This window comes from Sphingomonas canaveralia, from assembly GCF_047238125.1.
GTDB lineage: Bacteria > Pseudomonadota > Alphaproteobacteria > Sphingomonadales > Sphingomonadaceae > JBDFMH01.
Map to the genome: position 1 here is coordinate 2,283,220 of NZ_JBDFMH010000001.1, position 26,700 is coordinate 2,309,919.

Sequence of the window (26,700 nt, forward strand, 5' to 3'; positions counted from 1 at the left end):
AAGGGGAACCGGGCTGGACGTCCCATCTTTTCTACCATAGCCATCGAGAAACGGACAAGGGACAAGCGATGCATCGGACAGTGGGTTTCGTGATCGCAAGCCTGTTGCTCAGTGGATGCAGTGCCGAGCATCAGTCGGAAGACGCCGTGCAGTCCGGGGGGCCGAATGTCGCCGTCACGGCGGCACCCGGCGTCGCCTTCAACTATGCCTATCGCTTCGCGATCGAGGCGCGCCGCATCGCCGCCATGCAGGAGATGCATGCCGCGGCCTGCGAAGCGCTTGGCATTCAGCGTTGCCGTATAACAGCGCTCCGTTTTTCGCAGCCCGATGATCATAACGTGTCTGGCGAACTCACGCTGGCACTGGCACCTTCGTTGGCGCGGCGCTTCGGTCGAAATGCTGTTGCTGTTGTCGAACGCGGTGGCGGCCGAATGGTCAGCACCGAAATCGGCGGCACCGATACCGCGCCCGAGACGCAGGCAGCCGAACGCACCGCGTCATCGGTGCGCGCCGAATTGGCCGCGGCTGAACGGCTGCTCGCGTCGAGCCGGGGCAGCGACTCCGAGCGCGGCGCGCGTGTCGCCCAGGTCGAACGATTGCGTGCCGATCTGCGTGAAATCAGCGCGGCCAACGGGACCAGGCAGGCATCGCTAGCTACGACGCCGGTGACGCTGACCTATTTCGCAGGCGACGCCACCGGCCTTGCGCAGATCAGCGATGCGTTGCGACGGGGTGGCAGTAACATCCTCACCGCAACCGCCCAGATCCTCTACATTCTGATCTCGCTCGGACCGTGGATTGTCGCGCTGATGGCACTTGCTTGGACTTGGCGGCGGATTCGCCGCCGCTTCTTTCCGGACACCGCCCTAGTCGACTGAAGCGTTTCCTTACTCCACAGCTAGAAAAACTAGGCTCGCTTTCTCAACCGATACGGTGGACAAACACCCCTACAAGGCTCGGGGGACAATCGATGACGCGCATCTCGAAGACATGGCTGCTGGCGGGTGCCGGGCTGGCCGGGCTGGCGGCTCCGCTGAACGCACAGACCGTGCCGGCCGAGGAAACTGCGGCTGCGGCAGACAGCGCCGCAACGACCGCGGCCGATGCGTTCACCCCCGGCGCCAGCGATATCGTCGTCACCGCGCGACGGCGGCAGGAGAATGTACAGGATGTACCGTTGGCGATCTCGGTCGTCAGCGGCCAGACGCTGGAAGCGCAGGGCACCTACAATATCAATCGCCTCACCCAGCTCCAGCCGACACTGCAATTCTATTCGACCAACCCACGCAACACCTTCATCAACATCCGTGGCATCGGCGCGCCGTTCGGCCTGACCAACGACGGGTTCGAGCAGGGCGTCGGCATCTATATCGATCAGGTCTATTACAACCGGATCGCATCGGCGACGCTCGATTTCGTCGATGTCGAACGGATCGAGGTGCTGCGCGGCCCGCAAGGCACGCTGTATGGCAAGAACACCACCGCCGGTGCAATCAACATCACCACCCGCGCACCAAGCTTCGATTTCGAGGGACGCGCGGAAGTCTCGCTCGGTAATTACGGCTTCAAGCAAGGCAAGGCATCGGTATCCGGCCCGCTGACCGACACGCTGGCCGCGCGCATCAGCGTGTCGAACACCGATCGGCGCGGGACGATCTACAATGTTGCCACCGATCAGCATGTCAATTCGCAGGATAATCTTGGTGTCCGCGGCACCCTGCTCTGGAAGCCTGCCGAAGGGCTGAACGTCACGCTTTCCGGCGACTATAATCTACAGAACCCGATCTGCTGCGTGCAGATCTATGCGCGGGTCGGAACCACGCAGCGGGCGCGCAACCGGCAATATGCCGCCCTGCTGTCACGCTTTCCCGATTTCGTGAGGCAGTATCCCAACAACGGCGTGCCGAGCACCGATCCGTTCGATCGGTTGACGAACCTGGATGCCGATATTGCCGCTCGCAACGAACATGGCGGCGCATCCGCGCGGATCGAATGGGATCTGGGGCCGGGCACGCTGACCTCGGTCAGCGCCTGGCGCTACTGGGATTGGGGCCCGAAGAACGATCGCGATTTCACGGGCTTGCCGATCTACACCAAGGTCAACAACCCGACGAAGCAGAAGCAGTACACCCAGGAATTCCGCTACAATTACGAAGGTGACGCGATCAATTTCGTGATCGGCGCATTCGCCTTCCACCAGAAGATCCGCACCAGCGGCATCCAGGAAACGGGCACCGCGGCCAGCGCCTGGCTGCTCAATCCCACCAGCGCCTTGTCCAACAATCCGGCGGTGCTGAACGGCGTCCTCGCGGAGAACGACATCCGGCTCGACAACACCAGCCTGGCCGCATTCGGGAAACTGAACTGGAAGGTCACGGATCGTCTCACGATCTCGCCCGGCATCCGGATCAATTACGACAAGAAGGACGGCTTCTACAACTCGGTCGTCACGGGGACGGCTTCCAACGGCACCCGCCAGATCGTCAGCAACGATCCCGCCAGCCCATCCTACAATGACCCTTGGACGGCCGCGCAGCGCGGCGTGCAGGCGTCGCAATTCTTCGAGGTGCCGTACAGCGACTGGAACCTGTCCTACGATCTCAATCTCGCCTACGAGATCACGCAGGATATCAACGCCTATGCGACCTATGCACGATCGTTCAAGACGGGCGGCGTCAACCTGAACGGCGTACCCAGCCAGGCGAACGGGCTACCCCAGCTCGACGTCGCGGTCATCAAGCCGGAGAAGGTCAATCATTTCGAAGTCGGTTTGAAGACACAGTTCTGGGATCGGCGCGCGACGCTGAACCTGGCCGGCTTCTGGACCGAGATCGACGATTTCCAGGCCAGCGTGATCAGCAACGTCAGCGGCAGCAACGTGCTGCGCGGCTATCTGGCCAATGCCGACAAGGTGCGCGTGCGCGGCATCGAAGCCGACTTCGCAATCCGGCCGAGCGAGCGGTTCAGTGGTTATCTGAGCGGCGCATACACCGATCATGAATTCAAGCGGTTCACCAACGCGCCGTGCCCTCCGGAACTGGCCGGCGGCGGCACCGGAACGCCACCGGGGCCGCCAGCCACCCCGGGCGCCAACAGCCCCGCCAACTGCGACATTTCCGGTCAGTGGCTGCCGGGCGTGTCGAAATGGGCATTCTCGTGGGGGACCGAATATAATTTGCCGGGCTCGCTGCTGGGTCGCGATGGGCAGGCCTATGTCGGTTACGACGCAAATTATCGCTCGAAATTCTCCTCGAACGCGTCGCGCTCGATCTACACCGATATCTCGGGCTACTCGGTTCACAATTTCCGCGTCGGGTTCCGGACGGACGACTTCGATATCTTCGGCTGGGTACGCAATGCGTTCAGGGAGGACTATTTCGAGTCGCTTGCAGTCACGCCGGGCAATACCGGCCTGATCAGCGCGCAGCTGCCGGATCCGCGGACCTGGGGCGGCACGATCAAGTTCAGCTTCTAGCGACTGCCATGCCGGTCGCGATCGGTTTGGGCCACGCCGAACCGATCGCGATCCGCCTCAGCCCGCAATCGAGAGATCGGCCGGCGGCACGCCATAATAGTTGGCGACACGATCGGCATAGGCCTGGTTGAACTCGGGCGCGTTGTTCGACCAACTCGGCCCGCCTTCCAGCAGGCGGCGGTCGATCGTCACGACATAATTGTCGTCGACGTGATTGTACGACAGCAGCTGGAACGGCAGCGGATAGAAGCTGCGGTTCATGCCGAGGAAGCCGCCGATACTGAGCACCGCATAGGTCGCCTGACCGGTCCGCTTGTTGATCATCAGCGTATGGATCGATCCCAGCGCATCGCCGTCGCGCGTCACCGTCTTGATCGCATCGACCTTGTTCGATGCCACCAGCAGCGAGGTGGGTTCGGTCACGGTGCTATCATGGTCGGACATGCAAAGTTCCTCGATCTTCATGGTCGCGGACTGAACCGCCCGCGACCGGCCGGGTTCCGTTACGCCATCGCATCCAGATCGGCGGCCAACTCGGCCGTCAGCCATTCGGCAAAGCGGCGGATCTTCGGCACCCGCCGGCGATGTTCGGCGCAGACCAGCCAATAGCCGAATCCGCGCGACGAAACCTGCGCGAATGGCCGCACTAGCCGCCCTTCCGCCAGGTCGTTCCGCCAGAACAGCGGCGTCAGCATTGCCACCCCCTGCCCGGCGATTGCGGCATGGCCTTCATTGGCCTGCGATTCGAGCCGCAAGCCGCGCCGGATCGCACCATCCGCCACGTCGACCCCAACCTCGCGCAGCCAGTGGGGCCACCAAGGGTCGTCGGGACCGATCAACGGCAGATGCAGCAGATCGGCAGGCGCCAGCGTGCCGCCCTGCCGCGCCAGGAAGGTCGGGCTGCACATCGGCGTGAAATCGGCGCGGAACAGCAGTTCGGCCGATACGCCCGGCCAGCCGCCGCGCCCGCTGCGGATGGCGACGTCGATCTCGTCGCGGGCGAAATCGACGAGCGCGTCGCTGGTCGCCAGTCGCACGGCCAGATCGGGATAGGCCATCTGGAAGCCGCCCAGCCGCCACGCCAGCCAGGTGTTGGCGAAGGTCTGCGACGTCGAGAGCGCGAGCGTGCCTTCGTCCTCGGCCCGCAGCCCCGCGAAAGCGGCATCGATCCCGTCGAAGGCGGCGGTCAGTTGGGTGGCGGCACGGCGCCCCGCCTCGGTCAGCACCACACGCCGCTGCTCGCGCCGAAACAGCGCCAGCCCGAGCCGGGATTCGAGCAGCTTGATCTGATAGCTGACCGCAGCCTGGGTCATCCCCAGCTCGTCCGCCGCCACCGTAAAATTCTGGTGGCGCGCAGCCGCTTCGAAGGCACGAACGGCAGCAAGAGGCGGCAGGCGTCGCATGACGCTTTCATAAGGCCCGCTTGTGATCTCGGTCCATCCTTTCGTTGGCGGCGAGATCGGATCGGGCGCATTTCGGGTGGGTCAGACTGGAAGGAGGCTCTCATGATCGATCATCAGGAAGTGCGCGCCTGGGCGGATCATCGTACCGAGACCGCGACGGCGCTGGTCATGCTTTTCACCGCCGGCTGGGCCGGGTTCGAACGGCTCGTCGCCCTGCAATATGCACGCCCGCGCATCCGCTCGGTTCCGCGCTGCCCCGGGCAGGGTTGACGGCGGGTCCGGCCGCCGCGGGTCTGATTGCCCTTGGTCGGCCACTCCTGTATAGCCACTCCTCGCACGCCCCGGCCCGCGACGCCCCTTTCAGGGAGCGTTCCGCCGGGGCGAGCCATTTTTCAGCCCTGCGAGGGAAAAGAACCGCCCATGTCCCGTCGCCGCCAGATCTACGAAGGCAAAGCCAAGATCCTGTACGAGGGCCCCGAGCCGGGCACGCTGATCCAGTATTTCAAGGACGACGCGACGGCGTTCAATGCCCAGAAAAAGGGCACGATCAGCGGCAAAGGCGTCCTGAACAACCGCATTTCCGAGCATGTCTTCACGCTGCTCGGCCATATCGGCGTGCCGACGCACTTCATCCGCCGCCTGAACATGCGCGAGCAACTGATCCGCCAGGTCGAGATCGTGCCGATCGAGGTCGTCGTGCGCAACGTCGCCGCGGGCAGCCTCACCAAGCGGCTGGGGATCGAGGAAGGCACCCAGCTGCCCCGCACGATCATCGAATATTATTACAAGGACGATGCGCTGGGCGATCCGATGGTGGCCGACGAGCATATCGCCTGCTTCGGCTGGGCCAGCCAGGAAGAAATGCACGACATCGCCGACATGGCGATCCGCGTGAATGACTTTCTTTGCGGGCTGTTCGCGGCGATCGGCATCCGCCTGGTCGACTTCAAGCTGGAATTCGGGCGGATCTGGGACAACGACTATAGCCGCATCATCCTGGCGGACGAGATCAGCCCCGACGGCTGTCGTCTGTGGGACATGGCGACCGGCGAGAAGCTGGATAAGGATCGTTTCCGCCAGGATCTCGGTGGCGAAGTCGAGGCCTATCAGGAGATCGCACGGCGGCTCGGGCTGCTTCCGGAAGGGGCTGACACCACCGTTCTCGACCTCGAGAAGCATCGCAAAAATCGCGGCAAATAGGGCGATCGGCCGCCTTTTTGTTGCGACGCACAAATTTTCTTGAAACCGTAACTTGCGCGGGCCATTGTAAGGCGATGCAAGCGAACCAGATCCTGCTCGAGGCAATCGCACTGCGGAAATGTGTCGCGGCGCGCTACAACCGGGGCACCGTGCGGCTGGCCCCGCATATCCTCTACACCCGGCATGATGAACTCTATGTCGATGCGGTCACAGTGGAACGCGACGGCAAGCCCCCGCGCGAGGTGAAGCTGGGCTCGTTCAAGCTGACCGGGCTGACCGAGCTTGAACTGGCCAACCAGCATTTCCAGCCAGCGCCGGTGTTCGATCCCAAGGCGGAGCGGTACGAAGGCTCCGCGCTGTTCGCGGTCGAGGCCTGACGCGCCTGCGCGCGGGCGTCTTGCCCTGCGCGCCTTGCTGGATCATAGCGACCGCGCAGTTCAGCCCGAGGATATCGGCTCCATGAAGACCCGCATCTTTGTCACGCTCAAGGGCGGTGTGCTCGACCCGCAGGGCAAGGCGATCCACCATGCGCTGGAAGGCCTCGGCTTCTCGGGCGTCAACGATGTCCGGCAGGGCAAGCTGATCGAGCTCGATCTGGCCGACAACGTCAGCGAGGCGGATATCGATGCGATGTGCCGCAAACTGCTCGCCAACACGGTGATCGAAAATTACCGGATCGAGCGGGCGGGCTGAGCATCATGAAGAGTGCGGTCATCGTCTTCCCGGGATCGAATTGCGACCGCGATCTCGCGGTGGCGCTGCGCGATACGACCGGGCAGGCGCCAGCGATGGTGTGGCACCGTGAAACCGAACTGCCCGATGGCATCGGCCTGATCGCGGTCCCCGGCGGCTTTTCCTACGGCGATTATCTGCGTTCCGGCGCGATGGCGGCGCGCTCGCCCGTGATGCGGGCGGTGGTCGCAGCTGCGGAGCGCGGGGTCGCAGTACTGGGGGTCTGCAACGGTTTCCAGATCCTGACCGAGGCTGGCCTGCTGCCGGGCGCGCTGATGCGCAACGCCGGGCTGGATTTCGTGTGCCGCGAAGTCTCGTTGACGGTGTCCAGCACGCATTCGCCATTCACCCGCGGCTATGCCGCTGGCGAGGCGATCCGTGTTCCGGTGGCGCATCATGACGGCAACTACACTGCAGATCCCGAGACGCTCGACCGGCTGGAGGGCGAGGGCCGGATCGCGTTCCGTTATGGGGAACCCGTCAACGGCAGTGCACGCGATATTGCCGGTATCCTGAACGATGCTGGCAACGTGCTCGGGCTGATGCCGCATCCGGAGCGGATGATCGAACGAGCGCACGGCAGAGACGATGGCCGCCGGCTCTTTTCAGGACTGGTCGAAGCGATCGCCTGATCGCGCTTGACGCGCGCGTTATTTCGCGCTCATTCTTGTGCATCGCAGCATGGCGGTCCGGGGGTGCCCCGAGGGATCGAGAGGTTGTCCTGAAGCTTAGCTCGGCCACAGGGGGTCGGGCGGCGCAACTGGGGACCGTGACGATGATCCTGACCATGATCGCGCTGATGATCGCGCCCGCCGAAGCCACCGAAAGCTATGCCGCCACCACGCCGTTGCCGACATCGGCCAGCACGCCGGCGCGCGCCGCCGCGCCGAACGAGAACGAGAATGGCGAGATCTGCCGCCGCCGGATGGTCGTGGGGACGGGTCTGATCGGCGGCCTCAAGCAGAAGAAAATCTGCAAGACTGCCGAGGAATGGGCCGAACTCGGCAAGCGCGGCCAATAGCCATCAAGCCGTTCCGCGCTGATCAGATCCGCGCGCGGAACGGCGTGAAATCGGTGTCGGCGTCGAAGATGTCGATGCCTTCACGCCGCTTCAGGAAGCCGACCACACCATAGGTGACGGGGGTGAGCAGCGCTTCCCACGTCACTTTCAGCGCCCATTGCGTGACCATCACCCGCAGCACCAGTTCGGGCGTCCAGCCGGCCGCGCCCCAGAAGGCGAGTGGGTAGAAGATCAGGCTGTCCACACCCTGGCCGACGATCGTGGATCCGATCGTGCGCGTCCACAGCATCCGCCCGCCGGTCCACAGCTTCATCCGGGCCAGCACATAGCTATTGGCGAATTCCCCCGCCCAAAACGCCAGGATCGATGCGAACACGATCCGCGGGACCTGCCCGAACACCTGTTCGTAGGCCGGCTGCCCGCCCCAGCCTTCCGCCGGCGGCAGCTTCACGACGACCCACGCCATGAACGCCATGAACAGCAGCGCGGTGGTTCCGGCCCAGATGCAGCGCCGCGCGCGCGCATAGCCATAGACTTCGGTCAGCACGTCGCCGATCACATAGCCGATCGGGAAGAACAGGATGCCCGCGCCGAATGGCCACGCCCCGATCAACGGCAGGTCCACCGTCGCCACCTTGCCGGCGCCCAGTACGTTCGACAGCAACAGGATGGTGACGAAGGCGGCCATCACGAAATCGAAATAGCGCAGCGGCGCGCTTCCCAGCGCGTCCGCAGCGATCCCGCGCGTGCCATCGTCCCCCGGCCCCATCACGTCATCCTATCGTGGTTCCGCCGCCACGCAATCCGCGCTAGGCAGTCCGCGGGCGCCCGTAGCTCAGCTGGATAGAGCACGAGACTTCTAATCTTGAGGCCGCAGGTTCGAACCCTGCCGGGCGCACCAATCAGATGAAGGGTGGCACCATGGTCGATCGACGGAGCGGGACGGCAAGGGCTGCGCGATGAGCCGGCTGGGCGGACATGCCGAACGCCACCTGATCGCGCGGATCGGCTGGTTGCGCGCCGCGGTGCTCGGCGCCGACGATGGCATCGTTTCGACCGCCAGCCTGATCATTGGCGTGGCCGCCGCGGCTGGCCGGCCCTCCGATAGTCTGATTGCGGGCAGCGCGGGGCTGGTGGCGGGCGCTATGTCGATGGCGGCAGGCGAATATGTCTCGGTCAGTTCGCAGGCCGACACCGAACGCGCCGACATCGCGCGCGAGCGACGCGAACTGGCGACGGATCCCGAAGGCGAGGTGCGCGAGCTCGCCGGCCTCTATGAAGCGCGCGGTGTCTCGCCCGATACCGCGGCGGCGGTTGCTCGTCAGCTGATGGCGACAGATGCGTTGGGCGCCCATGCACGCGACGAGCTCGGTATCGCTCCGCATGGCAGCGCCCGGCCGATCCAGGCGGCGCTCGCGTCCGCCGCCAGCTTCACTGTCGGCGCTGCGCTGCCGCTGGCCATCGTGGTCATCGCGCCGGGATCGGCGCTGATGCCGACGATCGCCATCGCCTCGCTGCTGCTGCTTGCGCTGCTCGGCGCGATCGGCGCCGGCGTTGGCGGCGCACCGATCGGCCGGGCAGCCGTTCGGGTCACGGTCTGGGGCACGATCGCGATGGTGGCGACCGCCCTGATCGGCCGGCTGGTCGGCGCGGTCGTCTGACTTTCAGTCCAGCCGTGCGACCAGCGCGCGCGCCTGCTTCAGATGCGGCGCATCGATCATGCGCCCGTCGAGCATCAGCGCACCTGCCCCGGGGCTGGCCGCGAAAGCGGCGATCACTGCGCGCGCCTGCGCGATCGCCGTTTCGCTCGGCGTGAAGGCGGCGTTGATCGGCGCGATCTGCGCGGGATGGATCGCCATCATGCCGGTGAAGCCGTCGCGCGCCGCCCGCGCCGCATAGGCCGCCAGGCCGTCCAGATCGCGGATCGCGGGAAAGACCGTCTCGATCGGCGGCACTCCGGCCGCGGCGGCGGCGAACAAGGTCAGCGATCGCGCCAGCTGGTAAGGCGCGGTCAGCATCCCATCGGCATCACGCGAGGAGACTGCGCCGATCGCCGCCGGCAGGTCCTCGGCCCCCCACGTCAGCCCGGTCAGGCGCGCACCCAAAGCCGGATAGTCGCCCAGCCTGAACATCGCCAGCGGCGTCTCGGTCGCGATCGGCAGGATCGGCAGGCCGGCCGCCCCGCCCTCCGCCAGCAGCGCGTCCAGCGCCGCGATCGACGGCGCGCCTTCGGCCTTGGGCAGCACGATCCCGTCCGGCCGGCCCGGCAGCACCGCGGCGAGATCCGGCTCCGCCAGCCCCCCATCGAGCGGGTTGATACGAACGAAGATCTCCACGCCGCGCCGATCACTGGCCAGGAACGCCGCCACCGCCTGCCGCGCCGCCGGCTTGGCCGCAGGCGCGACCGCATCCTCCAGGTCGAGGATCAGCGCGTCCGCGCCCAGCCCCAGCGCCTTCTCCATCCGCTCGGGCCGGTCACCCGGCACGAACAGCAGCGATCTCAGCCTCACGCCCCGGGACCCCGCCGCATTAGCGCACTGCGCAGGCAGCGGCAGACGAGTTCATCGCGCTGGTTGAACAGCTCGTGCGCGAAGGTGACGATGCCGGCATCGCTGCGCGACCCCGATGCGCGCACCGCGATCACCTCGGTCTCGGATCGCAGCGTATCGCCGATGAACACGGGCCGCGGCATCACGACCTTGTCGTAACCAAGATTGGCGATCAGCGTGCCCAGCGTCGTCTCCGCCACCGACAGCCCGACCATCAGCGCGAAGGTGAAAGTGCCATTGACGAGGATCCGTCCGAATTCGGTCGCGCCGGCATATTCGGCGTCGAGATGCAGCGGCTGCGGATTATGGGTGAGCGCGGAAATGAGCAGATTGTCGGTCTCGGTCACAGTCCGCCGGATGGGATGCACGATCCGATCGCCGACCGCCCATTGCTCGAAAGTCCGTCCCGTCACGCTGATCTCCCGGCTACGCGCGATCCGGCTACCCGATTCCGCCAGGCCGCGAAACCGCCCGGGGCGGGATCGGTACATGCGAGATAGGGAAAATGGTGCCATAAGAGGACCCAAAGAAGAAGTGCAAGTCTTTTAGAAAAAGCACCTTTCCTGTGGAGCCGACACAAAGGGCCCCCAAAAGGGCCCCCAGAGAAATTTGTGCCCCTGCCTTTTAAGGCTGTAACCGCCGCCGGTATGCCGCTGGCGACTGCTCCGGATACCGAATGCGGACTGGTCTATATCAAGCCAATCCGACGACCTCGTCAACGGCGATAGGGGGAATCTCAGCACACCCTGCGCGGCGGGGCCGCAGGCTAAAGCACTGAGCTGCTTGCCAAATACCTGTTAAACACCGCTTCACATTTAGTTAGACGGGGTTATACATAGCTAAGCTATTAATGTGCCGTCGTCTTTGCAACCTCGGACGAACAACAACCCATTTTCCTACATCCTGTTGCGCTGCTAGGACGCTACCGCCTTGCGATGCGCGACCACGCTCCAGCCGATTGTTGGAGCATGGAATGTCAATTGACCGAGCTGAGACTGCAGAACGTTGGGCCCTGCGGGTTGACGATGCCTGCCGGCTAACCGGATTGGGCCGGATGACGGTCTACGGACTTGTGAAGCCGGGCAGGCTCCGCAGCGTAAAGGTAGGCCGCGCCCGCCTGATCGATCGGGCGAGCTTGTGAATGCTGTTAGAGAGCTAACTGACGACAGCCCATGGGATCGTGAACCGCTAAACGGTGAAGTTTGCCCCATCGAAGTTGTCCGCTGCTGGGAGGTAGGCGGAGCGACCGCTTCCGGGCGCGCGTGAAGGTTGTAAGCGGCCGTTCGTTCAGCCGAAACCTAGCGGCAGCTATGCGCCCCCAATATCGACCATTGCTGATCCGTAATAGCGCTCCCGAAAGCGGTCATTTTTTGGTTCAGCTGGGTATTGCTCAAGGAGGCGTGATAAATGGATCAGGCGCTGTGCGGGTGCGGCCGCAGGTAACGCCACGCGATCCCGAAAATCACACTTGCTGCTTCTCGCGCCTCAATTACAACGCGTTGAAGGGGGCGTAATCAATGCCGGATCAGCTAGACAAACTCCGCTTCAGGCCCCGCGCGCGGATCATCAGGACCATCGGCGACCAGCTGATCAGCGGCCCCGAAGCCGCGGTCATTGAACTGGTCAAAAACGCTTACGATGCCGACGCATCTGAGGTTTCGATCCGATTCGTTCCACCACTCACAGCGCGGCGCGGGATGATCGTGGTTCAGGACGACGGACACGGCATGCGACTCGAAGACATCCAAGAAAAATGGATGGAGCCGGCCACGACTTCCAAACTGACCAGCCGTCGTTCGCCGGGCAAGGGCCGGCTAATGATGGGGTCAAAGGGGATCGGCCGCTTCGCTGCCGCCAAGCTCGGGGCGAGGATGGGGCTCTACTCGATCAGCGGTAAGAAAGGGGCGCGCAAAGAGGTTCTGATACCGGACCTCGACTGGTCTTTGTTCTCGGCTGACGCCTATCTCGACGCGATCGCCATCGACTATTCCGTTCGCGACACGACTTCAGGCACCGGCACGCTGATCGAAATTAGCGAACTCAACGAAGCTTGGTCCAGCGAAAAGCTTGCTCGTCTTCATCTCGAACTGCGCAGGCTCGTATCGCCGTTTAGTGCTGATGACAGCGCGGGCAATTTCAGCATTTTTCTAGACCTGTCGGCGATCACTCAAGCCAACAGTGGCTTTGACGGGGCCGCAGTCTTCTCGGCGACCGAAGCCGTCGTTCCGTTAAACTCGTCTGCCAAGCCGTGGCAGGTTTTGCCCGTCCCAATCCTGACGGCATCGGACTATCAGGTGCGGGGAAATTTTGACGACCAGGGTGAGTTTATCGGCACATTTGCAAATCGCCGGGCCGGCACCGCCGCCCAAGCGATAACGCTCAGGGTGCCGGCAAAGGAGGACGAAGAACCCTGCGGCGCTGTCGGCATCGAGCTTTTCATCTTCGATCGCGAAGCGGACGCTGTGCGCGCGAGCCTCAAGCAGGCGGGCCTCGGCGAACTCAACGCCGCAAAAGCGCGGGGAATTCTCGACAGCATAGCGGGAGTCGCAATCTTCCGGCAGGGCTTTCGCGTCCGCCCATACGGTGATCCTGAAAACGACTGGCTTACGCTCGATACCCGGCGCGTGCAGGATCCATCTCTGAGGATCGGTCACAATCAGATCGCCGGATACATCAGCGTTGCCTCCCCGGAAGACAGCGATCTGATCGAGCGGAGTAGCCGCGAAGGATTCGAACAGAACGCTGCATTCAAGCGATTGCGGCGTCTCGTCGTGACGCTGCTGGCCGAGGTCGTCGAGCCAAAGCGACAACTGTTCCGGGAAAACGCCGGCATCGCGAGGCGCCGTTCGACCTCATTCGAGGACGTTCGCAAGGTCGCAGAATTCAGCCAGATTCGCCGGCTGCTCAACAAGCTGGAGCCCGGCAAACGCGCGGAGGCGGAGCAGGTGATCTCCCGTCAGGAGGCGCAACTGACCGAGAGAATCGACGCACTCGAAGAGCGCCAGCGATTGCTCGAAGCGAAGTCGTCACTTGGTGCAATCGTGGGCGAGATTCTGCACGAGGGGGGACCTGCTGCGCGTTACGTCGCGGAGGCGTCCGGCCTGCTGCATAGCCAGTTCAAGCTCGTCTTAGCAAAGAACGGGCCGCGGTACGAAGAGGCGATTGCCAGCTACGAAAAACGTCTGCCGCTGATCGCCGAACGTGGCGAGCGTCTGTCGTCACTGTTCGTAAGCTTGCGCCCGCTTGCAGGCGGGAAGCGGGGAGACCCCGAGGAGTTCAATCCGGTCAACGTTATAAACAGTTCCAAGGCGCTCTTCGAAAGCCATCATGTCCCCGTCGATGTCGAGAACGCCGATCGCGTCAGCGCAGTCTTTGGATACCGCGACGATCTCGGTACCGCGCTGGTCAACCTCATCGGCAATGCGATCCACTGGCTCGAACAATCCCAGACACCTGATCCGAAGGTCACCGTTTCGCTGCATCGGCGGCAGGGTTCGGTATCGATCATGATCACGGATAACGGACCTGGTATTCCCGCCGAGTTCGCCGAAGCGATCTTTGACGTCGGATTCACGCTAAAGGATGCCGGAACCGGTCTCGGCCTCAACATCGCCCGCGAGACGCTCGCCCGGTCCGATGCATCGCTCTTCTATCATCTGGATTACCCGCACGGGGCTCGCTTCGAGATCCAATTTCCAGCCAAGGATACGTAATGGGGGAACGGCACATCCTGTTCGTCGAAGACGATCCGGGCATCATCGATCTCATGGAAATGGCGGTGGGTCGCTGGAACGCTGAGAAACCCGACCGAGAGTTTCGGCTAGAAATCTGCGAAACCGCGGACGACGCCCGCGGAAGGCTCGAGCGTGTCCGGTACGACTTCGCCCTCTTCGATCTGAGATTACCGGATAAAGCGAAGGGAAAATCGACCGAACCGAGAGGTAACGAGCTGGCGGTGACGGCCCTCGATACCTGCGGTATCCCGGTCGCGATCATGAGCGGCAATCCCAACGATCTGGATCAGCGCCTGCGCAAGTCGAAGATGGTGCAGGTTTTCAACAAGGGCGACAAGTCTGCCTATGACGACGCGGTTGGGTGGTTCAGCACATTCTGGGAGATGGCGGGTGTCGTTGCGGCGGCGCGCAAACGAATTCGGAAGGCATCTGCCGAGATATTCGCAGGCCGACTATGGCCGCACTGGAAAGACTTTGCCGGGCTCGATCTCGAGACTGGCGACGGACCGTCGCTAACGGATATCGTGACTAGGCAATACGCCGGCCACGTCGCCGAGATGCTGGGCAATGATGGTCCGGACGCGATTAAGTGGCATCCGTTCGAAACTTACGTAATGCCATCGCTCTGGGATCATCGCGCACATACCGGCGACATCTTCGAGTTCGACAACGATCTGTGGATCGTACTGACACCAGCGTGCGACATGGCCAATGGCAACGTCAGCCGCGTTCTGCTCGCACGCTGTCTTCGCGGTGAACAGGATTGGGAGGGTCAGATCGCCAAGCTTTCGGTGGACGCGACGGCGGAGAAGGCCGGTAAATACTTCCGCAAGCTGACGAATCAGCAGCAGCCGCCAGGCATTTCAAAGCACTTTCTTTCCCCGCTGCCCGGCACGAGCGAACCGCTGCTCGTCGACTTCGCAGACATCGACACCCGCCCCTTCATCGAGCTGGCGGCGTCGCTCGGCAACCGAAAGGCATCGCTCGCGGCGCCGTTCCTTCAGAATCTCACGCAACGGTTTGGCACCTACGCAAGCCGCGTCGGTCAGCCGGACATTGACGTGATGTTCTACAAGCCGAAGCCGAATGCGGGCTCTTAGCAGAACGGTAGCAAGCGGGCGTCGTTGGGCTTTGATGGATGGCCGAAATTGGACCGCGACACGCCTGGATCAGCTCACACGCATTAGAACAGAAATAGAACTTGCAGATGATCTGGCGCAGTGTAAGCTGGGATCAATCACGACGTCGTGTCAAAAATAGTCCCAGAGGTGACATGCTGCGAAACGAGTTTTCGACCCTGCGCACGCAGGCCGGATTGTCCGTCGAGGAACTGGCGCTGATGACGGGCTACAGCGCTCGACAGGTGTATCGTTGGGAATGCGGGGACGGCAAGCCGCGCATGGCTGCAATAAATCTCCTCCGCTCGATGGCAGCCGCGGCAACGACCCGAACGCCGGCTCGCGGCCACTTCACTTTCATCGATCTGTTCGCGGGAATTGGCGGTCTGAGGAAAGCTTTCGATGCGGTGGGCGGTCATTGCGTTTTCACATCGGAGTGGAACAAGTTTGCGCAGCAAACCTATGCGGCCAATTTCCGCGACAACCGCCCGGTCGAGGGCGACATCACCAAGATTAACACCGCAGACATTCCCGACCACGATGTGCTGGTGGCGGGCTTCCCTTGCCAGCCCTTTTCGATCGCGGGCGTTTCCAAGAAGAATTCACTCGGTCGTAATCACGGTTTCGCCTGCGAGGCGCAGGGTACGCTGTTCTTCGATGTCGCTCGCATTCTGAAGGACAAGCATCCGGCGGCTTTCATGCTTGAAAACGTCAAGAACCTGACCAGCCACGACAGGGGCCGCACCTTTCAGGTGATCCTAAAGACGCTGACCGAGGAACTGGGCTACCAAGTGTGGCATAAGGTGATCGACGCCGGGCACTTCCTGCCGCAGCATCGCGAGCGGATCGTTATCGTTGGATTCCGCGACGACGTGCCGTTCTCATGGAACGCGCTCCGGTTGCCGCCGAAGGGCCAAGTCCGCTTGGGCGAGATCCTCCACCCCGAAAACGGCTCGGAGGTCCCGGAAGCGCCTTACACGCTCGGCGACAAGGCGATCGTTAACGGCAAGTACACGCTCACCGACAAGCTTTGGCAGTATTTGCAGGACTATGCCGCCAAGCACAAAGCTGCCGGCAACGGCTTTGGGTTTGGACTCGTCACGGGCGACGACATCGCGCGGACGCTGTCGGCCAGATATTTCAAGGACGGTTCGGAAATCCTCGTCAACCGCGGCGCGCGAATGAACCCGCGCCGGTTGACGCCGCGGGAGTGCGCGCGGCTGATGGGCTATCCCGACGACTTCCGCATTCCGGTATCCGACACCCAAGCTTACAAGCAGTTCGGGAATTCGGTCGCGGTGCCGGTATTCGAGGCGGTCGCGAAGCTCATGGTGCCGCATTTGCCGACTGCGCTGACCGGAGAAGATCAGCGCGAAGCCGCCTGATTTGGCAGACGTTCACGACGCGGTCACGCGAAGCCGCAACATGGCGGCAATCCGTAGCGGCAACACGAAACCGGAAATGCAGGTCCGGCGTGCGATTCACGCGATGGGCCTGCGCTATCGTCTGCACGCTGCCGACCTGCCCGGCCGCCCCGATCTGGTGCTGCCGCGCTGGCGCGCAGTAATCTTTATTAACGGCTGCTTCTGGCACCGGCACGACTGCCATCTTTTCAAGTGGCCCGCGACCCGGCACGAGTTTTGGCAGGAGAAGATCGGGCGCAATGTCGCCAACGATGCGAAGGCCGTAGCGGCGTTAAGCTCTGCCGGCTGGCGCATCGCGACAGTCTGGGAGTGCGGCCTAAAGGGGCGAACGAAGCCGGATTTCTCCGAATCTATACAGCGGCTGGTCGCATGGATACGCTCCGACGAGCCGTCACTGACGATCCGCGGGAGCTGAGATTGATCGCATCGCTTGAACAGCTGCTCGATCTTATGCGTCATCACGGCGCGACCCGCATCTATGCGAAGCGTCTGGCGTCGAACGACAATTCCAAGCAGCAGGTCTATCTCGGCGGCGGCTTCGCCGCGCTGAATATTATCCCTCACGGTGAGATCATCATCGACACGAGCGAACGCGCCGGTTCCAAACAGGACCGGCCGAAGGCGTTCGTGAATCTCTACTGGATCGACGCGAGCGGCCGTTACCCGGCACCGGGCGCCAACCTCATCCTCTATCCTGACTATCCGGAGGTCCGGCTGTCCGGCTTCCTACGCGGTTGCCAGGCCGCGCCAAACGCGATCATGACGGTCCGACGAGAAGGGCGGGTGCTGGTGCTTGGCATGACGCCGGAGGGTGACGTTCTGGCGCACGCGCTGGCGGCTGACAGCCCGGTCGCGGCGGAGCTGCTCGCGCATCCGTGGAATACGGTCGGCGTGTTTCTCGAATTGCCGCTTAGCCTCACGCAGGACGATCCCAAAACCGTTCTGCTGCGCGAGCTGCGCCGCATCTGGCGGCTGCAATGGATCGCATCGCAAAAGCTGGCGGCGGACGGTACCAAGATGCCTTACACGGCGCGTAACGGCGGCGGCTACACGCTGGAGGCAGAGCTCGGGATCACGCCTAACGGGTACGCCGAGCCCGATTTTATGGGCTGGGAGGTCAAGCAATACGGCGTCAGAGATTTCATCCGGTTCCGGCCCAAATCACCGGTTACACTGATGACGCCCGAGCCGACCGGGGGCATCTATAAATCAGCGGGCGTGCTAGCGTTCATGAGGCGGTTTGGGTATCCCGACCAGAGCGGCACGCCGGACCGCTTCAACTTCGGTGGTCGGTACGATTGTCAGACCGGACAGCACCATCTGACCGGGTTGCGCATGAACCTCGCCGGCTACGATGTTACGACCAGCAAGATCACCGATATTGAAGGCGGCCTCGCGTTGCTGACAGCGGCAGACGAAGTGGCGGCGTCGTGGTCGTTCAAGGGATTAATGTCACATTGGAACCGCAAGCATGCCCAAGCCGCCTATGTGCCCTCACTGTTCCGCACCCCACCGCCCGAATACAGCTACGGTGCCCATGTGCTCCTGTGCGAAAAGACTGATTTCCTGCTGTTCCTGAAAGGATTCGCAGCAGGCCACGTCTACTATGACCCGGCCGTCAAAATCGAAGGTGCATCAACGCTCGCTCCGGCCATCAAGCGGCGAAGTCAGTTCCGCGTCGCGCATTCCGACCTGACATGGCTTTACGGACGGCATGAATGCGCGTCGCTCGACGTTTCATAGACTGATTTCGGAGCCCGGCATCTCTGCGCCTCAGGCTCGGGCATTCGTAGCATCATCGGATGACCGCTTTGGGGGCGCTAGTTAGCGATCCCGAGCGAGCGGGTATGGGTCAAAAGCGGACGTACAGGCTTACCTTAGGCAGCGTGTGTCATGCGGGAGCGCAGCATCGCCAGAAGCGCGTCCGTACCAGGTTCTGCACCATTGGCATGCTTCCGGCCGGCGCCGCGCACAAGCTCGGCTTGCCGATGGCCCGGAACCGCACCGTAGCTGGTGAAAGTCGTCAGCACATCGGCATGGCCCAGATTCTGCGAAATCGCCTTCAGCTCTTCGGCTGAAAGGTTCGCCGCCATGAAGTGACGAACCAGCATGTCGCGGAAGCTGTGCGGGTTGAAGTAGGGCAGACCCGCCAGCGCGAAGGCGCGGCGGAATGCCTCGCGCACCGGTTCGCTCGTGCTCCAGCCATGCGCGTGAAGGCCTGTGGGAGCGAAGCCCCCCGCCGGATCAAGCGCAATGGCGGTGGCCGGGAACAGCGCACCGCCTAGCCCGCGCGTCACATCGGCACTCAGCGCGGTGTGCCAGTCGGTGACGATGCCCAGCGCCCGCTCGCTCACCGGCATGAAGTAGGTGCGAAACGTCTTCGCGAACTTGGTCCGCACCGTTCGCGCGTCCTGATCTACATAGCCGCCCGCTAGGTCGACGTGAAACAGACAAAGCGACGTCAGGGCGGTGACCCGCGTCCCCGTCAGCATGGTGAAGGCGATCAGCGCCCGGTCGCGACGCTGCACGATCGTGTCGGCGGGCATGAGGGAAAGGACGTGCTCGACCTGTTCGAGCGTCGGCACCGCCTTATCTCGCCGGGCCCGCGCCACCGCCACGTCCTTGTCGCTCAGGTTGAAGTAGTCCGCATCGGCATAGGCGATGTGCGACTTGAAGCCGGGCAGGTGCGCCAGCCAGAAGAAGAAGGCGCGCAGGTCGCGGAGCGTGGACAACATGGTCGCCTTGCTCAGCCGCTCCCCCGTCCGCGCATTCACTGCCTCCGCCAACCGCCGCTTGAAGGCGACCGCCTGTTCGCGGTGGAAGCGCCGGAACTCCTTGCGACCGGTCGACTCCTCGAAGCGCGCGAGCGACTTTGCAACCGCGTCGATCGTCGCCTCGTCGCGGCCCCTCGCCTCCTTCAGATAGCGATAGTAATCGCGCTTCACCCGCTCATTTGCGGCGTTGTGCTACGTCATGTCATCGCCTGCCTTTCCAAGTCACAGTTCAGGGAGCGCGAGGGGCTGCTCTTTAGGCGTGGCAGTGCTTGCGCGATTTGGACGTCGCAGCCGGGCAGGATGGTCGTAAGCGAAGCCTTGGCGGCCCGGCGATGCATAACGGTTTCGCAGGTGGCGCAGATCGCACGGACGTTGCCGCCAGTGGCGTTGATAGGAATGTAATCGACCATGCCCAGAGCCGGCGGCCGGGGCACGCGGCATTTCAAGCAATAGAGCGTGCCCGGCGGACAAGGCGACTTCCGGCTGGCGCTACGTTCCGACAGAAACGCGCGGATGGCGACGCCGTGGAATAGGACCGGCCGGCGGCCATCGAGCGGTTTCAGCCCATCGCGCTGCCAATGACGCACCGTGTTCTTGTGCACGCCCAAACGCGCCGCCAGCTCTGCCACGTCATAGGTGCGGTTGAGCTTGACGGTGTTCGGGCCAGCCCGCCGCAGGGCCATGGCGACCACCCTAACCCTGCGAAGCGATCAGCCGGCGCACCGACTCCGCCTTCACCAGCCGCCGCCGACCCAGCTTGAACGCTTCCAACCGGCCATCGGCGATCATCGCGTAAACGGTTGTGCGACCAAGGCCCAACGCCCGGACCGTGTCACTAATCGAAATCGCCAACTGTTCCATATGGCTGCACTCCAGTCGCCGGCGGGTGCCAGCGAACACGGCGATGCACTTGCCGGGAGAGAGTTTGGATCACGGCCGGAAAGGAGCGAAAACGGGCGGGAACTACAGCTCCAGCTTGTTGGCAAGTCGGCGCGCTCTGGCGCGAACAGTGCTCGACGCGGCATCGTGCCCGTTTGCCGTGATCCATTCCGCCATCGCCCGTTCGACGTCCGCTTGTGTTTTGGGGTGCAAGGTGCCGTCGTAAAGCTGCGCTGCGATAGAGGCCCACATATCGTCCCAGAACTCAGCCGGCGGACGACCGCCGACCCGCCCTTTCGGCGAGGGACGCTGATTGTCCGGCGGCTCTGCTTCTGCTTCGAAATCGTAGCGCTCGACTTCCAAGCGCTGTTCGACCTCGTCCTTGATCTTTTGCAGCTCGCGTTGGCCTATATCGGAAGTCGCCGACGATGCGCCTTGCAGCCTAAGCCCGGAGGATGTCCGAACGACCTCCTTAAGCTCGTCCTCACAAGCGCGAAGCCAGCGCCGCATCCCGCTCGCCACTTCCTCAAAGGCCGCTGGCGTCCGCGACACCCCGGCCGCTTTAGAGATTAGCTCCGTAAGTAGCAGGTTGGTCGCACGCTGCATTTCGGCCACGGCGACCACAATCGTGCTTCCGGACGCTAAGCGCCCCGCTTTCGAATGACTGGCATAGACCCGTTGCAGCGCCAGCGCCAAAACCGACCGGCTACTAGTAGATGACAAAGCTATGATCCGGCCGATTTGCTCGCGCTGGCGCTCGTTCATCCGCCCATGTTCGCGGACGTACGATCGCCTGTCGAGCCTTATACCGTGACGGTGAACGGCAGAACGGTGGCTCCATCCCGTAGCGTGTCGAGCTTGTCGCTCCACCATTGCGCCATCCGGACACGCTCGTCCCAATGGGCTCCGCGATGGTAAGCCGCCCGTACCTGATCGCTATCCCGATGAGCCAGCGCCCGCTCGATTGCGTCAGGGTGCCATTTTCCCGACTCGTTCAAAAGCGTGCTCGCCATCGCGCGGAAGCCGTGGGCCGTCATTTCGTCGGCACCGAAGCCCATGCGACGGAGCGCGGCGGTTGCCGTGTTCTCCGACAATGGCCGATCGCGTTTGCCCATGGCCGGGAACACTAGCCGTCCGCCGCCGGTCAACCCGCGCAGCTCGCCAAGGATCGTGAGCGCCTGACGGGATAGCGGGACAACATGCTCGCGCCGCTTCTTCATCCGCGCCGCCGGTATGCGCCAGACGTTCGCCTCCAGATAGAACTCGCTCCACTCCGCTTGGCGAAGCTCGCCGGGCCGGACAAAGACGTGGGGAGAAAGCGCCAGCGCCAGCCGCGTGACCGGCTGGCCGGAGTAACCGTCAATGGCTCGCAGCAACTCGCCGATCCGCTTGGGATCGACAATCGCGGACAGGTTCTTTGGCTTGGGCGACGCAACCGCACCAAGCAACAGCCCGGCCGGATCGGCCTTGGCACGGGCGGTGGCGACGGCATAGCGGAACACGCGACTGGCGAACGCGCGGGTCCGGCGTGCTGTCTCCAGATTACCTTGCGCTTCCTGCTTCTTCAGGACGGCGAGCAGTTCGTGCGGCTCCACCTGATCGACCGGACGGTGGCCGATCGCCGATTGCAGCCACTCACGCGCCCAGTGAAGCTTCGCAATCGTTGTAGGCGCGCGCCCCTCGCGTTCAGTCTTGTTGACATACTCCAGAGCCACGGCCCCAAACGTCGTTCCCGCCGCCAGCTTGGCCGCAACCCGCTCTCGCCGCTTCGCTGCCGCCGGATCGTCGCCCGCGCCAGCCTTAGTGCGTGCCTCATCCCGCGCCTTACGGGCCGCTCCCAGCGTCACATCGGTATATTTGCCAAGCGCCAGCTTCCTCTCGACGCCATGCGCGCGGTACTTCAACCGCCAAAGCTTACCACCTGCCTTGGTGACCAACAGATAGAGCCCGCCGCCGTCCGCAAGCTTGTAGTCCCGCTCCTTCGGCTTTGCCGCCCGGATCGCCGTATCGGTAAGCGCCATGTCAGGCCCTCCAGAAAGGGCCCCCAAAAAGGCCCCCGTTTCGGCCCGGCTGTCGGCGAACGAAGGTGAACGCCAGCAACCATGCCACTGGCGAAAGTGTCAGAAAACCTAGGGTTTGTCGACCTGTGGCGGCCACCCGCGAACAGGTAAATGGTGCCCAGAAGAGGACTCGAACCTCCACGACCTTGCGATCGCCAGCACCTGAAGCTGGTGCGTCTACCAATTCCGCCATCTGGGCACGGGGTAGGCGGCGGCCTTTAGGGGTGGGGCGTTGGCCTTGTCAACCGCGTCCCGCATGGGGCATTGGCGCGCCGACACTCTTTTTTCGGGATGCTTTCCATGTCCAGCCTGGTCACCCTGTTCGGCGGCGGCGGCTTCCTCGGCCGCTATGTCGCACGCGAACTGCTGCAGGCCGGCGCGCGGGTGCGCATCGCCGAGCGTGATCCCAAGCGTGCCTGGTTCGTGCGCTCGCAAGGCGGGCTCGGCCAGACCCAGTTCGCCGCCGCCGACCTGACCCGGCCGGACAGCGTGCGCCGCGCGGTCCAGGGATCGGACGCGGTGATCAACCTGGTCGGAATCCTGAAGGGGAATTTCGACGCGATCCATGTACGCGGGGCGGAAGCGGTGGCGCAGGCCGCGGAAGAAGCCGGTGCAGGCGCGTTCGTGCAGGTATCGGCGATCGGGGCGGACCCGGCATCGCCTTCCGCCTATGGCCGCAGCAAGGGCGAGGGCGAGGCCGCGGTCCGCGCCGCCTTCCCCCGGGCCACGATCATCCGGCCGTCGATCATCTTCGGCGCTGAGGACCAGTTCGTGAACCGCTTCGCCCAGCTGATCGCGATGCTGCCGGTGGTGCCGGTGATCCGTGGCGCCACGCGCTTCCAGCCGGCCTGGGCGGGCGATGTGGCGCGCGCGATCGCAGCCGCCGCCCTCGATCCGCGCGCGCATGGCGGCCAGGTCTACGAGCTGGGCGGCCCGGAGACGATCAGCATGCTCGAGCTCAATCGCTGGATCGCGGAGGAGATCGGCCGTTCGCCCGCTATCGTCGAGGTGCCGGACGAGGCATCGCGGCTGATGGCGAAGGTAGGAGATTGGCTGCCGGGCGCGCCGATCACATCCGATCAATTGCGGATGCTGGCGCAGGACAATGTCGTCGCGCCGGCTGCGCAAGGCTTCGCGGCGTTCGGCATCGCGCCGAAGCCGATGGCCAGCATCATGCCGCGCATACTGGTCCAGTATCGCCGCCAGGGCCGCTTCGCCAAGCGCCAGTCGGCCTGACCGGATGGAATGGCTGACCGCGATCATCCTCGGCATCGTCGAGGGGATCACCGAGTTCCTGCCCGTCTCCTCGACCGGGCACCTGATCCTGGCGACGGAGCTGATGGGCTATGATGCCGCGCGCTGGGCGGTGTTCAACATCGCGATCCAGCCCGGTGCGATCCTGGCCATCGTCGTCCTGTACTGGCGCACCTTCGTGGCGGTCACGCGCGGGCTGCTGAAGTGGGAAGCGCAATCCGTGGCGTTTGTGCGCAACCTGTTGCTGGCCTTCTTTCCGGCCGTAGTGCTCGGGCTCGCGTTCGGCGACCAGATCGATGCGCTGCTGGAGAATGCGATCGTCGTCGCCTGGGCGCTGATCGTGGGCGGGATCGCGATCCTGATCGTCGAGCGGCTCGCCAAGACCGACAATGTGCTCGGCATCTCGGGGGTGTCGGTTCCTCAATCGATCAAGATCGGGCTCGTCCAGTGCATGGCGATGGTACCCGGCGTCAGCCGGTCCGGCGCGACGATCATGGGCGCGATGGCGCTCGGGATCGATCGCCGCACCGCGGCCGATTTCAGCTTCTTTCTCGCGCTGCCGACGCTGATGGGAGCCACCGTGCTTCAGCTTTACAAACATCGCGATGCCGTGACGGCCGGCGATATCCAGCTGATCGCGATCGGGTTCGTCGTGTCGTTTCTCGTCGCACTCGCGGTGGTGAAGGCGTTTCTTGCGGTGGTCACGCGTTATGGATTCGGGCCGTTCGCTTGGTACCGCATCATCGCTGGCAGTGCTGCGCTCGCATGGTTGACGTTAAGATAGTCTCATATCGGGCCTAATCGTTCGTGCACCCCCTTTGATTTTCTGGACTGCATGCTCAACAGTGATAATTAGGTCAGCTTTGCTCACCTACTGGGTTGATTTGACGTGACTCGGCGAAAAACATCTGCAACTGGCATGGCCAAGGAGGCACTCCATGGCTCAGAGCAAGATGCTGTCGTTCGTTCAGGTCGGCCAGCAATATCCTGACAAGCGATCGGCTGCCGAGCGTGCAGAAGATTTCCGGGAAATCGCTCGCAAATACGCTGAAGCCAAAGCCGAGGAGCAGGCATCGCGCTGTTCGCAGTGCGGCGTGCCCTATTGTTCGACTCACTGCCCGCTGCACAATCACATTCCGGACTGGCTGCGACTGACTGCCGAAGGACGGTTGCGCGAGGCTTATGAGCTCAGCAACGCGACCTCGACCATGCCCGAGATCTGCGGCCGCATCTGCCCGCAGGATCGGCTGTGCGAAGGCAATTGCGTCATCGAATTTTCTGGCCACGGCGCGGTCACGATCGGATCGATCGAGAAGTTCATCACCGATACTGCCTGGGCCGAAGGCTGGGTGGAGCCTGTCGCCTGCCTGCCTGATCGCGGCCAGTCGATCGGCGTGATCGGCGCGGGCCCCGCTGGCCTGACCACTGCCGAACTGATGCGCGCGCGCGGCTATGAAGTGCATGTCTATGATCGCCACGATCGGATGGGCGGGCTGCTGACCTACGGCATCCCCGGCTTCAAGCTGGAAAAGGATGTGGTGATGCGCCGCGTCCAGCGGCTGAAGGATGCCGGAATCCATTTCCACGAAGGATTCGAGGTCGGCCGCGATGCCACGATGGCGGAGCTGCGCGAACGCCACGATGCGCTGCTGGTGGCGACGGGCGTCTACAAGCCGCGCGCGATCAAGGCGCCGGGCGTTGGCGCGGCCGGCGTGGTGGAGGCGCTCGATTATCTCACCGCATCCAACCGCAACGGCTTCGGCGATCAGGTGCCCGCGTTCGACGATGGCAGCCTGAATGCCGCCGGCAAGCATGTGGTGGTGATCGGCGGCGGGGATACCGCGATGGATTGCGTGCGCACCGCGATCCGCCAGGGCGCCGAATTGGTGAAGTGCCTCTATCGCCGCGATCGCGCCAACATGCCCGGATCGCAACGCGAAGTTGCCAATGCGGAAGAGGAAGGCGTCGAGTTTGTCTGGCTGTCCGCGCCGGAGGGCTTCGATGCCGAGGATCGGGTGACGGGCGTGCGCGCCACCAAGATGCGGCTGGGCGCCGCCGATGCCAGCGGCCGTCGCGCGCCCGAGCCCGATCCCGGCAGCGCCTATCGGATGGATGCCGATCTGGTGATCAAGGCGCTGGGCTTCGATGCGGAGGATCTGCCCCGGCTGTTCGGCGCGCCTGAACTGTCGGTCACGCGCTGGGGCACGCTGCGCGTCGATCACAAAACGATGATGTCGAGCATGGACGGCGTGTTCGCCGCCGGCGATATCGTGCGCGGCGCATCGCTGGTCGTCTGGGCGATCCGCGACGGCCGCGACGTGGCGGACCGGATGCACGCCTGGCTGAAGGCGAAGGCCCCGGCGAAGGCACAGCGCGCGCTGGAGACGGCGTGATGCGGGGTGTTTTCGGTGGCGCGCTGCTGCTGTTCACATGTGCGGTGCCGTCGGAGGCGCAGCCTGCCCCATCCTCAGCCACGACGCCGGCTGCCGTCGATGGGGCAAGGATCGCTGCGGCCCGCCCGGTGGTCGACCGCATCTGGCCGCTCGGCACTTATCGCAAGATGATGGATGGCATGGCCGGCGGCGTGATGGATGCGATCCTGACGCAATCTTTCGGCATGAAGGCCAAGGATATTGCCGGCATGTCGGGCGATCCGAAGGCCGCCGCGGTAGCTGGCGACGAAACCGTCGGTGATCTGGCTGCCAAGGCCGATCCTGCGTTTCGCGAACGCATGAAGATCACGCTGGACGTGATGATGCGCGAGATGACGGGACTGATGACCGCGGTCGAGCCGCAGGTGCGTGATGCGCTTGCTCGCAGCTATGCGCGCCGCTTCACCGTCGATCAGCTGACCGATCTCGCGCGCTTTTTCGCTACGCCGACCGGGGCCGCCTATGCCGAGCAATCGATGCTGGTTTACGCGGATCCGGAAATGATCGGCGCGATGCAGAGCTTCACGCCCGAGCTGATGAAGGCCATGCCGGCGATCATGAAGAAGGTGGACGCCGCGACCGCACACCTGCCGCCGCCGCCCAAGCGCCCGCAGCCCTGATCCCTCACGCGATACGACTGGGAAC

The 26,700-nt window shown here is 63.7% G+C and carries 29 protein-coding genes and 2 tRNA genes; 20 read left to right on the forward strand and 11 right to left on the reverse strand.

Annotation, left to right across the window (positions count from 1 at the left end):
• Positions 1-80 precede the first annotated feature (80 nt).
• Positions 81-878: a hypothetical protein gene (locus ABC347_RS11440; protein ID WP_413245856.1), complete on the forward strand. Its 798-nt coding sequence runs from the start codon at positions 81-83 to the stop codon at positions 876-878.
• Between the two features lie 92 nt (positions 879-970).
• Positions 971-3,475 carry a TonB-dependent receptor gene (locus ABC347_RS11445; protein WP_413245857.1) on the forward strand — a complete coding sequence of 835 codons (2,505 nt, stop codon included), beginning with the start codon at positions 971-973 and terminating at the stop codon, positions 3,473-3,475.
• 57 nt (positions 3,476-3,532) lie between these two features.
• Here ABC347_RS11445 and ABC347_RS11450 read toward each other — a convergent pair whose 3' ends face one another.
• Complete coding sequence (locus tag ABC347_RS11450; RefSeq protein ID WP_413245858.1) at positions 3,533-3,919, reverse strand: PRC-barrel domain-containing protein; 387 nt, start codon at positions 3,917-3,919, stop codon at positions 3,533-3,535.
• A 59-nt stretch (positions 3,920-3,978) separates the two neighbouring features.
• Positions 3,979-4,878: a transcriptional regulator GcvA gene (gcvA, locus tag ABC347_RS11455; RefSeq protein ID WP_413245859.1), complete on the reverse strand. Its 900-nt coding sequence runs from the start codon at positions 4,876-4,878 to the stop codon at positions 3,979-3,981.
• A 102-nt stretch (positions 4,879-4,980) separates the two neighbouring features.
• Here gcvA and ABC347_RS11460 point away from each other — a divergent pair, with 102 nt between their 5' ends.
• From ABC347_RS11460 to ABC347_RS11485, 6 genes are all read left to right on the forward strand, one after another.
• The gene (locus ABC347_RS11460; protein WP_413245860.1) at positions 4,981-5,148 is read left to right on the forward strand and encodes a hypothetical protein; all 168 of its coding nucleotides are present in this window, start codon (positions 4,981-4,983) and stop codon (positions 5,146-5,148) included.
• A 150-nt stretch (positions 5,149-5,298) separates the two neighbouring features.
• The gene (gene purC / locus ABC347_RS11465) at positions 5,299-6,078 is read left to right on the forward strand and encodes a phosphoribosylaminoimidazolesuccinocarboxamide synthase (protein WP_413245861.1); all 780 of its coding nucleotides are present in this window, start codon (positions 5,299-5,301) and stop codon (positions 6,076-6,078) included.
• 74 nt (positions 6,079-6,152) lie between these two features.
• Positions 6,153-6,455, forward strand: a complete 303-nt coding sequence (locus tag ABC347_RS11470) for a hypothetical protein (RefSeq protein WP_413245862.1) — start codon at positions 6,153-6,155, stop codon at positions 6,453-6,455.
• An 82-nt stretch (positions 6,456-6,537) separates the two neighbouring features.
• The gene (purS, locus tag ABC347_RS11475) at positions 6,538-6,771 is read left to right on the forward strand and encodes a phosphoribosylformylglycinamidine synthase subunit PurS (protein WP_413245863.1); all 234 of its coding nucleotides are present in this window, start codon (positions 6,538-6,540) and stop codon (positions 6,769-6,771) included.
• 5 nt (positions 6,772-6,776) lie between these two features.
• The gene (gene purQ / locus ABC347_RS11480; protein WP_413245864.1) at positions 6,777-7,442 is read left to right on the forward strand and encodes a phosphoribosylformylglycinamidine synthase subunit PurQ; all 666 of its coding nucleotides are present in this window, start codon (positions 6,777-6,779) and stop codon (positions 7,440-7,442) included.
• Positions 7,443-7,585: 143 nt separating this feature from the next.
• On the forward strand, positions 7,586-7,831 hold the full coding sequence (locus tag ABC347_RS11485) for a hypothetical protein (RefSeq protein WP_413245865.1): 246 nt from the start codon (positions 7,586-7,588) through the stop codon (positions 7,829-7,831).
• A 22-nt stretch (positions 7,832-7,853) separates the two neighbouring features.
• Here the strand turns inward: ABC347_RS11485 and ABC347_RS11490 are convergent, their stop codons facing one another.
• A complete protein-coding gene (locus tag ABC347_RS11490) occupies positions 7,854-8,600 on the reverse strand; it encodes a queuosine precursor transporter (protein WP_413245866.1) in 747 nt (248 codons plus the stop codon).
• 55 nt (positions 8,601-8,655) lie between these two features.
• Here ABC347_RS11490 and ABC347_RS11495 point away from each other — a divergent pair.
• Together ABC347_RS11495 and ABC347_RS11500 are read left to right on the forward strand one after the other, a co-directional pair.
• Positions 8,656-8,732: transfer RNA gene (locus ABC347_RS11495), tRNA-Arg, on the forward strand.
• A gap of 58 nt (positions 8,733-8,790) precedes the next feature.
• Entirely contained in the window at positions 8,791-9,492 is a 702-nt protein-coding gene (locus ABC347_RS11500; RefSeq protein ID WP_413245867.1) for a VIT1/CCC1 transporter family protein, read from the forward strand.
• Between the two features lie 3 nt (positions 9,493-9,495).
• Here ABC347_RS11500 and ABC347_RS11505 read toward each other — a convergent pair whose 3' ends face one another.
• Both ABC347_RS11505 and ABC347_RS11510 read right to left on the reverse strand, forming a co-directional pair.
• Entirely contained in the window at positions 9,496-10,341 is an 846-nt protein-coding gene (locus ABC347_RS11505) for an HpcH/HpaI aldolase/citrate lyase family protein (protein ID WP_413245868.1), read from the reverse strand.
• The gene (locus tag ABC347_RS11510) at positions 10,338-10,793 is read right to left on the reverse strand and encodes a MaoC family dehydratase (protein ID WP_413245869.1); all 456 of its coding nucleotides are present in this window, start codon (positions 10,791-10,793) and stop codon (positions 10,338-10,340) included. Before ABC347_RS11510 ends, ABC347_RS11505 begins: the two co-directional genes overlap by 4 nt.
• 560 nt (positions 10,794-11,353) lie before the next feature.
• Between ABC347_RS11510 and ABC347_RS11515 the strand changes: the two genes are divergently transcribed.
• The 6 genes from ABC347_RS11515 (at position 11,354) to ABC347_RS11540 (ending at position 18,399) form a co-directional block, all read left to right on the forward strand.
• Positions 11,354-11,521, forward strand: coding sequence for an excisionase family DNA-binding protein (locus tag ABC347_RS11515; RefSeq protein ID WP_413245870.1), 168 nt, complete (start codon positions 11,354-11,356; stop codon positions 11,519-11,521).
• Between the two features lie 376 nt (positions 11,522-11,897).
• Positions 11,898-14,093 carry a sensor histidine kinase gene (locus ABC347_RS11520; protein WP_413245871.1) on the forward strand — a complete coding sequence of 732 codons (2,196 nt, stop codon included), beginning with the start codon at positions 11,898-11,900 and terminating at the stop codon, positions 14,091-14,093.
• A complete protein-coding gene (locus ABC347_RS11525) occupies positions 14,093-15,214 on the forward strand; it encodes a hypothetical protein (RefSeq protein ID WP_413245872.1) in 1,122 nt (373 codons plus the stop codon). Before ABC347_RS11520 ends, ABC347_RS11525 begins: the two co-directional genes overlap by 1 nt.
• Before the next feature lie 173 nt (positions 15,215-15,387).
• On the forward strand, positions 15,388-16,617 hold the full coding sequence (gene dcm, locus ABC347_RS11530) for a DNA (cytosine-5-)-methyltransferase (protein ID WP_413245873.1): 1,230 nt from the start codon (positions 15,388-15,390) through the stop codon (positions 16,615-16,617).
• A 1-nt stretch (position 16,618) separates the two neighbouring features.
• Positions 16,619-17,071 (forward strand): very short patch repair endonuclease, encoded by a 453-nt coding sequence (locus ABC347_RS11535; protein ID WP_413245874.1) that lies wholly within the window; start codon positions 16,619-16,621, stop codon positions 17,069-17,071.
• 2 nt (positions 17,072-17,073) lie between these two features.
• The gene (locus ABC347_RS11540) at positions 17,074-18,399 is read left to right on the forward strand and encodes an MvaI/BcnI family restriction endonuclease (protein ID WP_413245875.1); all 1,326 of its coding nucleotides are present in this window, start codon (positions 17,074-17,076) and stop codon (positions 18,397-18,399) included.
• A gap of 134 nt (positions 18,400-18,533) precedes the next feature.
• Here the strand turns inward: ABC347_RS11540 and ABC347_RS11545 are convergent, their stop codons facing one another.
• From ABC347_RS11545 to ABC347_RS11570, 6 genes are all read right to left on the reverse strand, one after another.
• On the reverse strand, positions 18,534-19,601 hold the full coding sequence (locus ABC347_RS11545) for a tyrosine-type recombinase/integrase (protein WP_413245876.1): 1,068 nt from the start codon (positions 19,599-19,601) through the stop codon (positions 18,534-18,536).
• A 26-nt stretch (positions 19,602-19,627) separates the two neighbouring features.
• Positions 19,628-20,113 carry a helix-turn-helix domain-containing protein gene (locus tag ABC347_RS11550; protein ID WP_413245877.1) on the reverse strand — a complete coding sequence of 162 codons (486 nt, stop codon included), beginning with the start codon at positions 20,111-20,113 and terminating at the stop codon, positions 19,628-19,630.
• A 10-nt stretch (positions 20,114-20,123) separates the two neighbouring features.
• A complete protein-coding gene (locus ABC347_RS11555) occupies positions 20,124-20,291 on the reverse strand; it encodes a helix-turn-helix domain-containing protein (RefSeq protein WP_413245878.1) in 168 nt (55 codons plus the stop codon).
• Between the two features lie 102 nt (positions 20,292-20,393).
• Positions 20,394-21,074 (reverse strand): hypothetical protein, encoded by a 681-nt coding sequence (locus tag ABC347_RS11560; RefSeq protein ID WP_413245879.1) that lies wholly within the window; start codon positions 21,072-21,074, stop codon positions 20,394-20,396.
• A gap of 38 nt (positions 21,075-21,112) precedes the next feature.
• Positions 21,113-22,330 (reverse strand): tyrosine-type recombinase/integrase, encoded by a 1,218-nt coding sequence (locus ABC347_RS11565; RefSeq protein ID WP_413245880.1) that lies wholly within the window; start codon positions 22,328-22,330, stop codon positions 21,113-21,115.
• Positions 22,331-22,481: 151 nt separating this feature from the next.
• Positions 22,482-22,568: transfer RNA gene (locus tag ABC347_RS11570), tRNA-Leu, on the reverse strand.
• A 101-nt stretch (positions 22,569-22,669) separates the two neighbouring features.
• On the opposite strand from ABC347_RS11570, the gene ABC347_RS11575 reads away from it, so the two are divergent.
• The 4 genes from ABC347_RS11575 (at position 22,670) to ABC347_RS11590 (ending at position 26,675) form a co-directional block, all read left to right on the forward strand.
• Complete coding sequence (locus ABC347_RS11575; protein ID WP_413245881.1) at positions 22,670-23,605, forward strand: complex I NDUFA9 subunit family protein; 936 nt, start codon at positions 22,670-22,672, stop codon at positions 23,603-23,605.
• A gap of 4 nt (positions 23,606-23,609) precedes the next feature.
• Complete coding sequence (locus ABC347_RS11580) at positions 23,610-24,407, forward strand: undecaprenyl-diphosphate phosphatase (RefSeq protein ID WP_413245882.1); 798 nt, start codon at positions 23,610-23,612, stop codon at positions 24,405-24,407.
• A 154-nt stretch (positions 24,408-24,561) separates the two neighbouring features.
• Positions 24,562-26,016, forward strand: a complete 1,455-nt coding sequence (locus tag ABC347_RS11585) for an NAD(P)-dependent oxidoreductase (RefSeq protein ID WP_413245883.1) — start codon at positions 24,562-24,564, stop codon at positions 26,014-26,016.
• On the forward strand, positions 26,016-26,675 hold the full coding sequence (locus ABC347_RS11590) for a DUF2059 domain-containing protein (protein ID WP_413245884.1): 660 nt from the start codon (positions 26,016-26,018) through the stop codon (positions 26,673-26,675). The genes ABC347_RS11585 and ABC347_RS11590 overlap by 1 nt, the downstream gene beginning before the upstream one ends.
• Positions 26,676-26,700: the final 25 nt, after the last annotated feature.